At 72.2% G+C, this 10,328-nt stretch carries 8 protein-coding genes; 3 read left to right on the forward strand and 5 right to left on the reverse strand.

Features of this window, described 5'->3' with window-relative positions:
* Nucleotides 1-887 precede the first annotated feature (887 nt).
* Entirely contained in the window at nucleotides 888-1,613 is a 726-nt protein-coding gene (locus tag ACRYR7_RS00950; RefSeq protein ID WP_432570189.1) for a helix-turn-helix transcriptional regulator, read from the forward strand.
* Nucleotides 1,614-1,644: 31 nt separating this feature from the next.
* Here the strand turns inward: ACRYR7_RS00950 and ACRYR7_RS00955 are convergent.
* The 5 genes from ACRYR7_RS00955 to ACRYR7_RS00975 all read right to left on the reverse strand — a co-directional run bounded on the left by ACRYR7_RS00955 (nucleotide 1,645) and on the right by ACRYR7_RS00975 (nucleotide 7,097).
* Nucleotides 1,645-2,474, reverse strand: a protein-coding gene (locus tag ACRYR7_RS00955) for an IS5 family transposase (RefSeq protein WP_432570190.1) whose coding sequence is annotated in 2 segments (ribosomal slippage) — nucleotides 1,645-2,111 and nucleotides 2,111-2,474 — 831 coding nt in all. Because the reading frame shifts where the segments join, the coding sequence is not laid out codon by codon here.
* A 221-nt stretch (nucleotides 2,475-2,695) separates the two neighbouring features.
* Nucleotides 2,696-3,064: a hypothetical protein gene (locus tag ACRYR7_RS00960; RefSeq protein ID WP_432570191.1), complete on the reverse strand. Its 369-nt coding sequence runs from the start codon at nucleotides 3,062-3,064 to the stop codon at nucleotides 2,696-2,698.
* Between the two features lie 517 nt (nucleotides 3,065-3,581).
* Nucleotides 3,582-4,619, reverse strand: coding sequence for a diguanylate cyclase domain-containing protein (locus ACRYR7_RS00965; RefSeq protein WP_432570192.1), 1,038 nt, complete (start codon nucleotides 4,617-4,619; stop codon nucleotides 3,582-3,584).
* Nucleotides 4,620-5,230: 611 nt separating this feature from the next.
* Nucleotides 5,231-6,781 carry a GAF domain-containing protein gene (locus tag ACRYR7_RS00970; protein ID WP_432570193.1) on the reverse strand — a complete coding sequence of 517 codons (1,551 nt, stop codon included), beginning with the start codon at nucleotides 6,779-6,781 and terminating at the stop codon, nucleotides 5,231-5,233.
* Between the two features lie 85 nt (nucleotides 6,782-6,866).
* Nucleotides 6,867-7,097 (reverse strand): hypothetical protein, encoded by a 231-nt coding sequence (locus ACRYR7_RS00975; RefSeq protein WP_432570194.1) that lies wholly within the window; start codon nucleotides 7,095-7,097, stop codon nucleotides 6,867-6,869.
* A gap of 185 nt (nucleotides 7,098-7,282) precedes the next feature.
* On the opposite strand from ACRYR7_RS00975, the gene ACRYR7_RS00980 reads away from it, so the two are divergent.
* On the forward strand, nucleotides 7,283-9,625 hold the full coding sequence (locus ACRYR7_RS00980) for a diguanylate cyclase domain-containing protein (RefSeq protein WP_432570195.1): 2,343 nt from the start codon (nucleotides 7,283-7,285) through the stop codon (nucleotides 9,623-9,625).
* A 369-nt stretch (nucleotides 9,626-9,994) separates the two neighbouring features.
* On the forward strand, nucleotides 9,995-10,328 hold a 334-nt coding region (locus ACRYR7_RS00985; RefSeq protein WP_432570196.1), incomplete at its 3' end, for a bestrophin family protein.

Here is a 10,328-nt window from a genome sequence, read left to right on the forward strand (position 1 = left end):
CCCGTGCACCAGCTCTCACCCGCCGGCGAAGCACGTCGTGCACGGACCTGCCATCTGCACCGCTCCCTCTTCGCAGCAGGGTCCACCGCGGGCAGAGTGGCCGGCGCCGGGTCCGGGGTGAGTCCCCTCCCTCCCCGGGCCCGGCCGCACCGCCTCGGCCGCACCGCCCCGGCCGCACCGCCCCGGCACGGGGGCGTGAGGACACGAGAACAGCACGCGCTCACCGGGCGCTTGGCAGAAAGCTGCCACACTCTGTGTTTGCAATTGTTCACGCAACGCGATGATTCTGCACGGACCACCGGAGCCACGGCGCCGGCAGCAGCGACTCGCCGCCTGACATCCGTTGCGGGGCAGCACCGACCGTCGACGTGAACCGGTGCAGCCCCAGGCAACACGCTCCCAGCACCGACGCTCCTCTGGACCGCGCACCCGAGCACCCCAAGGGCGCTGACACGACGTAGGTGATTGATCACGCAAGGAGATTGACAACCGCCGTACGGGTGATTGATGGTGACTGCTCCGTCACGGTCGCGGGGGGCTGCGCAGCGCGATGGGGCGGCCGGCTGCACCCACGGGGCTCGGGCACGACCTCGTCCGGCTGCGCTGATCCCGCGCACGGCAGCCAGGGGGTCCGGTGTCCGCGCAGCTGGTGCACCCGTTCGCCGATCCGGTGGCCGATCCGGTGGCCGATCCGGTGGCCACCTCGGACGGCAGCGTTGTGTGATCCAGTGTCCGGCGCGGCAGTTCCCGGTCATCCAGCACCCGGTGCAGCAGTTCCCGGTGCAACAGCGCCCGCTCAGCCAGCGACAACGCCCGCACCCGATCCGGCCACGCCCGCGCGCCGATCCGCGCGAGGGGTCTCGGTGCTGGTGTGCGCCCTGCCACCGATGCTCACCCACGGCATCACCGCCGCCGCGCACGAGCACGGCATGCACGTCCAGCGCGCGCAGGACCCGGCCGAACTGCCCACCCACCTGAACAGCCACCCGGGCAGCCACCCGGATGCCCACCCGGGCACCCCCGGCACCGCTGACAGCGCGGGCGCACCCGGCCCCCGCAGCACCGCCCGGGTGGTGCTCACCGACCTGCGCAGCGCGCGCGCCTGCGCGCTGCTGATCCAGCGCCACCACAGCCAGCACCCGCACTCCCACCTGCACCAGGCCGGCGCGGTGCTGGTGGTCCTGCTCGACGAACCCGACCGCGCCGCCCAGCCCAGCGCCTACCTCAGCGCCCTGCGCGCCGGCGCGCACGGCATCGCCCGCACCGCTGCCCCGCTGGCCGAGCTGATCGCCGTCATCGACGCCGCCGCGCGCGGCTTCACCGTCCTGCCCGCCGCCGTGGCCCGCGCCCTGGGCGCGCAGCTGGCTGCTGCCGCCGTGCCCACCCCCCAGCTGAGCACTGCCGAGCGCACCTGGCTGCGTCAGCTCTCCGACGGCGCCTCGGTGTCCGAGGTGGCCGTACGCAGCGGCTACTCCGAGCGGGAGACGTACCGCCTGCTGGCGCGCACCTACCAGCGCCTGGGCGCGTCCAGCCGCACCGAGGCGCTGCTGATCGCCCAGCGCGCCGGCCTGCTCACCGCGCGAGCCGACCCGGCAGCGCCCGAGCAGGCTTGAACCAGCCGCAGGTGGTTCACAACTCGTTTCACTATGACGGCGGTAGCTTGCGGTAACAGATCAGCGCGCACGCCAACTGCAGCAATCCCAGGTGCAGGTCAGCTCTGACCTCGTAGCGAATGCGCAACCGCTTGAACTGGTGCAGCCAAGCGAAGGTGCGCTCCACCACCCAACGGGTGCGCCCCAGACCCGAGCCGTGCCCGACGCCCCTGCGGGCGATGCGCGGCACGATGCCGCGCTGGCGCAGGGCGCGGCGGTAGACGCCGTAGTCGTAGCCGCGGTCGGCGAACAGGTAGCGAGGGCGCAGGCGAGGACGACCGCGGACACCACGCACGATCGGGAAGGCGTCGATGAGCGGCAGCAGCTGGGTCACATCGTGGCGGTTGCCGCCGGTCAAGGTCACGACCAGCGGGACGCCACCGGCATCGGTGAGCAGGTGGTGCTTGGACCCCTTGCGGGAGCGGTCTACCGGTGAAGGACCGGTGTGAGCCCCCCTTTGAGCGCACGCACGTGCGAGCCGTCCACCACCGCCGTTTCCAGGTCCAGCTTGCCCGCCGCGCGCAGCTCCTCCAGCAGCACCTGGTGCAGGCGCGGCCACACCCCGGCCTCGGTCCAGTCCCGCAGCCGGCGCCAGCACGTCACCCCCGAGCAATCGAACTGCTCGGTGGGAACCTGCCCCCACGCGCAGCCGGTGATCAGCACGTGCACGATGCCGGCCAGCGCGGCGCGATCATCACGCGGCAACCGACCCGGGTAGCGGTGCCGGCGCGGCGGGCGCTGGGGCAGCAGCGGCTGCACCTGCTGCCACAGCTTGTCCGGCACCAGCTCCACGACCCGCTCGGGCAGGACCTCCTCGGTCATGCATCCAGGCTGCGAGAACCTCAGCAGCCCCGCAAGTCAAAGTGAAATGAACTGTCAGACCGAACCGAGCAGGCCCGAGAACGTGGAGTGCCGTGCCCGCCGACTGCGGCAGTAGCTGCAGGCGCCAAGGGCCAGGGACCCAGCACCGCCACGCAGTGCCCGCTCGCGCGCACGCAACGGCTCACCCTTGCCGAAGGTGAGCGGCCGGTAGGCGCTCGTGCTCAGATCCGCAGGTCGCGCTCGAGGCTCGTCAGCTGCCGTCGGGCCATCGCCAGGTTCGAGCGGTCCTTGTTCAGCACCACGTACAGGAACAGCCCCTGCCCGGAGGGCGACTGGATCAGGCGGATCAGGTGGATCTGGCTGCCCAGAGTGATCAGGATGTCCTCGACGCCCTCCGGCAGGCCCAGGCGCTGCAGGGTGCGCAGCTGCGCGCGCACCACGTCGGTGTTGCCGGCGGCAGCGACGTCCAGGTCCAGCGTGCCACCGCCGGCCTGCCCCAGGCACATGCCGCTGTCGTAGTCCACCAGGGCAGCAGCTGTGGCCCCGTCGATCTCCAGAGCGGCCTTGAGGGTGGCATCGACGTTGCTCATGATCCGATCCTTCGCGCAGGTCCGGGCGCAGCGCTTGCTCGCCCGCCCACTCGTCACAGCCTCGGCACCCCGACCTAAACCCTTGACGCCCCTCCTGCGCCCACGGCTGTGATCCTCGGCACCAGGCCGTCGTGGTAGCCCGCTGCTCATCGCCCCAAGGGGCGGCGGCACCGCGCCGGCACGTGCAGCAGAACGTCCGCTGCAGCACCATCGGCCTCCGCCACCTGGGTCTGCCGCACGATCCGGTAACACCGGCGACGACACCGACGACGACACCGGCACAGGCACCGGCACCGGCACCGGCCACGCCGAGCAGAACCCTGCACCGATCCCGCTCCTCGCTGAAGGCACCCCTACCGCTGTTGCCGCCCGTGCCGCTCCACCGTGCCCCTGCAGCTTTCGTCCTGCTGACCCGGCCTGCTGACCCATCCTGCTGACCCATCCTGCTGATCCGTCCTGCTGATCCGTCCTGCTGACCCGTCCTGCTGACCCATCCTGCTGACCCGGACCGCTGGTCTCACCGGTCTTGACGGCGGTCCTGCCGACCGGTCTTGACCGCGTACATGGTCGTGTCCGCCTGGTGCAGCAGCTCGTCCACCGACACCCCGGCCCGGTAGGTCAACGCGGTACCGGTGCTCGCCGAGATCCGCACCACGGTGCCCTGCGGGTCGAAGGGCGCGCGCAGCGCGGCATCGGCCCTGGCGGCCACCGCCGCCAGCACCTGCGGGGCCGAGACGGCCGGCAGGACCGCGACGAACTCATCACCACCCACCCGCGCCACCCCGTCGTCAGGGCGTACCACAGCGGCCAGGCGCTGCGCAGCCAGCTGCAGCAGGTGATCACCGGCCGCGTGCCCGTACCGGTCGTTGACCGGCTTGAAACCGTCCAGGTCGATGAAGACCACCCCGGCACCAGCGCCGGGAGCGGCCCGGCGCAGCGCCTGCTCCAGGCGCTGGCGCATCCCGGCACGGTTGAGCTGACCGGTCAGCGCATCGTGGGTGGCCGCGTGCACCAGCTCCGCGTGCCGAGCGCGGCGCTGGACCTCACCAGCGGCGCGCTCGGCCGCCAAGGCGCTGGCGACCTCCTCACGGCGCGCGGCGAGCAGGGCGATGTTCACCGTCGTGGACAGCGAGGCCACCACGGCGGTGACCGTGGCCACGTCGCTCAACGCCAAGGGCACCGCGCTGGCCCACACACCCAGGTGCACACCGACCTGCACGAGCAGCGTCATCAGCACCGTGAGCACCACGCCGGCGCGCCAAGCGCGCGAGCCGCTCCAGTGCAGGTGCACGCTGGCCACCAGGGTGGCGAAGAGCGGGAAGAGGAAGGACATCCCCGTCGGCGCGATGATCAACGCGAAGATCACGGACCCCACGAGGGGGCGCAGCCACACCCGGTTCTCCAGCCGTCCACCGCCCAGGAGGCGCTGCACCGGCTCGGCACGGACCACGACCGCCAGCGGCCAGCCCACCACCTGGGTCCACAGCGGTGCCAGCAGCGCCCCGGTGGGCAGTAGCAGCCACCAGATGCCGCCCGCCAGTGCAGCGACCAGCACGGCTGCGCCCACCAGCCGCAGCAGCGCCCTGCTGCTCCAAGCGCTCGGGGCGCTGCTGGCACTGCTGGCACTGCTGGCGCTCTGAGCACTGCTGGCGCCGCCGTCACCGCGCTGAGCGCCCTGCCGCTGCCCTCCCGCAGACGTCATGCCGTTCCGCCCCGATCGTGCAGCACCCGCCCTGTCCACCTGCTGCGCAGGAGCGATCCTGTCAGCGCTGCCCGCACCACTGCCAGGAGCACTGCCCAGACCACCGCCCGCATGACTGTCGGCACCACTGTCAGCACCACTGTCCGCACCGGATGCCTCTCTTGACCGCGCTGGCCCGTCCCGTCACCACCAGCACGGTCGTTCGCTGCTCGTTGTCCTCAGGCATCGACCTTTCAGCGGCGCCGCTCAAGGCGGCGATCGGGTGATCGCTGCTCAGCGGCAGACCGGGCCCCGTCGCCCAGCGCCGCACCGACCAGCACCGCACCTCACCGCACCGCACCGCACCGCACCGCACCGACCAGCGCCCTCCCCTGCCGCCCGGCCGGTCCGGCCCTTCGACGAACGGTGCCTGTACGCCGAGCACCTGCAGACCGAGCACCTGCAGGCGCCGTGCCGTGCGAGGGTCAGCCGAGGATGGCTCGGGTGACGGTCAGCTGTTCGGTCAAGACCCCGCTGATCAGGTTTTGCGTCTGGTTGATCTCCTCCACCGCGCTGTGGATCTCGCCCAGCGAGGAGGTGACGGCATCGACCCGCTCCTGGATCGTCTCGACCCTGGTGCTCACGTCGGCGGTGGCGCGCTCGGTCTCGCCGGAGAGCTCCTTGACCTCACCGGCCACCACGGCGAAGCCCTTGCCGGCCTCACCGGCGCGCGCGGCCTCGATGGTGGCGTTCAGCGCCAGCAGGTTCGTCTGCGCGGCGATGGACTGGATGGTGCGCACCACCTGGTTGATCTCCACGCTGGCCTCGCCCAGGGCCGCGACCTGGGCGTTGGCCGCGGCGGCCAGCTCCTCGCTGCGCGCGGCGACCGTCGTGGCGGACAGCACGTTGCGCTCGACCTCACCGATGCTGGTGATCAGCTCCTGCCCCGCGGCCTGCAGGCGCTCCAGGGAGGCGAAGCGCTCCAGCGCCTGCCCGACGAGGAAGGCGGTGTCGCGCAGCGCGCTCTCGCGACCCGCGTACATGATCAGGGTGCGGGTGGCGAAGAAGTCCATGGTGCCGATGAAGCGCCCGCCCACCGTGATCGGCAGGCACACCCCTGACTTCACCCCGGCGCGCTGGGCCACCGGGGCGCGCACGCAGTCGGTCACCTCCCCCAGGTCCTCCACGAACACCAGGTCCCCGCGGGCCCAGGCGCGCCCGGACAGCCCCACCCCCCTGGCGAACGAGGCGGCCAGGGTCACCTGCCGGAACTCCGCACCGGCGTCGCCGGACTCCTGCGCGAAGCGCAGCACCTGCGCTTCCTCGTCCAGGCGCCAGAAGGATCCGTACTGCCAGTCGAACTCGCGCCGGATCGTCTCCAGCGCCACCCGCAGCGCCTGCTGCTCGCTGGTGGCGGCGGTCAGCTCGCGGATGACGGTGGAGACCGCCTCGACGTCCTGGGCGGCCTTGGTCTGGCGCACCGCGTCGTTCAGGCGCTCCAGCGCGCTGGAGACCAGCACCCCCACCGCGCGCAGCACGGAGAGGCGGTCCTGGCTCAGGCACAGCGTGTGGGTGGTGAAGAAGTCCATCGTGCCCACGACCCGTCCGCCTTCCAGGATCGGCAAGCAGACCCCGCTGCGCACCCCGGCGCGGGCGGCGGCCGGAGCGCGCACGCAGTCGGTCAGCTCCGCCAGGTCGGCGACGAAGACGACATCGCGCGACTTCCACGCCCGCCCGGACAGGCCCACCCCCTCGGCGAAGGAGGCCTGCAGGGTGACCTCGCGGAACTCCTGCCCGGCATCACCGCTCTCCTGGGCGAAGCGCAGGACCTGCGCGGAGCGGTCCAGCTGCCAGTACGAGCCGTACGCCCACCCGAAGCGGTCTGTGATCACGCTCAGGGCGGTGTCCACGGCCTGCTGCGGCGTGCTGGCCCGTGCCAGCGCCTCGACCACTGCGGTGACGGCTTCGATGTCGGCGCGGTAGGCGCTGACCTCCTCGCCCTGCTCCTGCGCCTTTCGCTTCTTCGCTCCGAACACGCCGCCCCCTCGCCGCCTTCGCCACCGCACCGGTGCTCAGGTGCCTCATCGGCACCACCGCGGGGACCTGAAGAGCGTGCGCCTGTCAGACGCCTGTCTGCCAGTCCTTCAGTTGGACGTCCAACCGTCGAGCGGTGCTGATCAGCGCTGGCGTCCACACCGCGCCGGTCACTTCGATCGCCGCGCGTGAGCAGGACCCGCTGCGTTTGAGCAGGACGATCATGAACCGGTTGACCGGGTCATGATCAGACTGGTCATGATCAGACTGGTCATGATCAGACTGGTCATGACCAGGATGGTCTCGGCTACCGGCCATCGCACCTGAACCACGGCACCTCCAGCCTGGGCACGGCCGACACCGCCCACGGGGTGTGACATCGCCCACTGTGCACGGGACCTGCTTCAGGACGGGCACCGCACGGCCGATGGGGAAAGGCCCGCACCAGCCAGTGCAGGTCAGCGGGCCAGCGGCCCGGCAGCCAGCACGCCGAAGGAGCACGGGTGAGCCTCGAGGACCCCACCGCCGGCCCTCTCGCCGACGCCCTGGTCGCGCAGGTCATCGACGCCGGCTCGGTGCACAGCGTCTTCCAGCCGATCATCGACCTCGACAGCGGCGCCGTGGTCGCCTACGAGGCCCTGGCCCGCGGCCCGCAGGGCCCCCTGGCCACTCCCGACGCCTTGTTCGCCGCCGCCCGCAGCGCCGGGCTGCTGGCCGAGCTGGACCGCGAGTGCCGGGCGGCGGCCTTCCGCGGCGCCATCGCCCAGGGCCTGCTGGCGCCGTTGACGCTGTTCGTCAACGTCGAGCCGGAGGTGCTCGACACCGCTCCCGTGGACGACCTGCTGGCGCTGGCCGAAGCGGCTCCCGGTGAGCTGAAGGTCGTGCTGGAGATCACCGAGCGCGCCCTGGCAGCGCGCCCGGCGGAGCTGCTGCGCACCGTGGAGCGGGTGCGCGCTCTGGGCTGGGGCGTGGCGCTGGACGACGTCGGCGCCGAGGCCGCCTCGCTGGCGTTCATGCCGCTGCTGCGCCCGGACGTGGTCAAGCTGGACCTGCGCCTGGTGCAGGAGCGGCCCTCCCCCGTGATCGCCGAGATCATGAACGCGGTCAACGACTACGCCGAGCGCACCGGTGCCCTGCTGCTCGCCGAGGGCATCGAGACCGCGCAGCACCTGACGGTGGCGCGTGCGCTGGGAGCCGGCCTGGGACAGGGCTGGCTCTTCGCCCGCCCCGCTGCCGGGCCCGCCACGCGCTACCCCGCAGGACAGCTGCACCTGCCCGTCGCGCCCACCGCGCCCGCTGCCGGCGCAGCGTCCTCGCCGTTCGCGTGCCTGCCCGCGGGCACCGTGCTGCGCCGCTCGCCCAAGCGGTTGCTGGTGGAGCTGAGCAAGCAGCTGGAGCGGCAGGCGATGCGCCTGGGCGAGACCTGCGTGGTGGCTTCCACGTTCCAGGAGGCGCGCCACTTCACCCCCGCCACCGCGCTTCGCTACCGCGACCTGGTGGCCCGCACCGGCTTCGTCTGCGCGCTGGGCGAGGACCTGCCCGTGCAGCCGGTGCCCGGGGTGCGCGGAGCGGCGCTGGCGCCGGATGACCCCGTGCGCGGGGAGTGGGACGTGGTGGTGGTCAGCCCCCACTTCAGCGCCGCTCTGCTGGCCCGCGACCTGGGCGATGACGGCCCGGAGATGGAGCGGATGTTCGAGTACGCCTTGACCTACCGCCGTGGCACCGTCATCGCCGCCGCGCACAGCCTGCTCTCGCGCGTGGCACCGGCCATCGACACCGCCATCGACACCGCCCCGACCTCTGGCGGTGCTCGCACCGAGGACACCGCGGCCACCGCGCGCGCGAGCGGCGCCGTCCCCGCCGCGCCGGCCCCGCCGGCCCTGCTGCCCGGGGCCGGAGTCCCCGCTGCTGCGCTGCAGGCCGGCCCCGCCTCCGACCCCTTGCTGCACCGCGCGCTGGCCGCGTCCACCAGCGGCATCACCATCGCCGACATGCACCAGCCCGACCAGCCGCTGGTCTACGTCAACCGCGCCTTCGAGCAGCTGGCCGGTTACCGCTTCGAGGAGCTGATCGGGCGAAACTGCCGCTTCCTGCAAGGACCCGACACCGACCAGGAGGCGATCAGCCGCCTGCGGGCCGCGATCGTCGAGGGGCGCGAGGTCCGCGAGACGCTGCTGAACTACCGCGGCCCGCAGCGCACGCCGTGGTGGAACGAGATCTACATGGCCCCCGTGCTCGACGCCGAGGGCCGCGTGGTGCAGTACATCGGGGTGCAGAACGACGTCAGCGCCCAGGTGCAGGCCGAACGCGCCCTGGTGCAAGAGCGCGACCGGGCCCGCTCCTACCTGGCCCGCATCGAAGAGCTCGCCTACACCGACTCCCTGACCGGCCTGGTCAACCGGCGCCGCTTCGAAGAACGCGTGGAAGTGCAGCTGTGGGAGGCCAAGAGCAACGAGACGGCGCTGGCGCTGCTGTTCATGGACCTCAACGGCTTCAAGGCCGTCAACGACGACCTCGGTCACGCCGCCGGGGACGAGCTGCTCGTGCAGGTCGCCAAGCGCATCAAGTCCCGCCTGCGCCGCGGCGACCTGGCCGCGCGCCTGGGGGGCGATGAGTTCCTGGTCACCCTCAGCGGGCTGGGGCGCGAGGACGCCGGCGTGCACGCGCAGCGCGTGGCCCAGCAGCTGCGCGAGGTGATCGCCCAGCCGTACCAGCTGGGCCAGGCCAGCGCCAGCGTCAGCGTCAGCGTCGGGCTCGCCCTCTTCCCCCACGACGACGCCGACGGCTTCCGTGCGCTGCTGCACCGTGCGAACACCCGCATGTACGCCGCCAAGCACGCGCGGTAGGGCACCGACCTCCTGCACGCAAAGGGCTCAGCCGGTTGCTCACACCGCCCAGCTGAACCGGTGCTCCAGCTGTAGAAGCCCACGGTGGGTCCTCGTCGGTGGCGCTCGAGCGCTACCGGCAAAGGCCCACGACTCCGAAGAGCCGTCACAGCGGTGAGTCGCCTCTTCGTGCCCCTTTGGAGTTGCGGACCCGGCGAGCGCCAGATGATGCTGAAGCGCCGCCGGCCCGGGCCGCGCGGCTGGACCCCTCGCCCGCCACCCTTACCCGCCACGCACACCGGTTCGTGCAGCACACCTGGGAGAACGTTGATCACTTCACCGCGGCGCAGGCTGATCGGCGCCTGGGGGCCCCTGTTGTGGAGCAGCACGGTGCTGGTGCTGTGGGACGTGCTGGTGACGGTGGTGTACTTCCAGCGCCCGGGGTGGTTCGAGACGGCCAACTTCCCCTTCACCCTCTTCGGCAGCGCCATCGCGCTGTTCGTGGGGTTCGCGGTCAACGCCGCCTACAACCGCTGGTGGGAGGCGCGCACGCTGTGGGGGCAGGTGGTCAACTCCTCGCGCAGCCTGGCCCGTCAGGCGGTGGTGCTCATCGACGACCCCGCCACCTCCGCGGAGGTGGTGCACGCCCAGATCGCCTACGTGCACGCGCTGCGGACCTCCCTGCGCGCTCAGCCGCTGCCGCAGGAGGCGCTCACCAGGCTGG

Source organism: Kineococcus gurbantunggutensis (assembly GCF_050871925.1).
Classification (GTDB): domain Bacteria; phylum Actinomycetota; class Actinomycetes; order Actinomycetales; family Kineococcaceae; genus Kineococcus.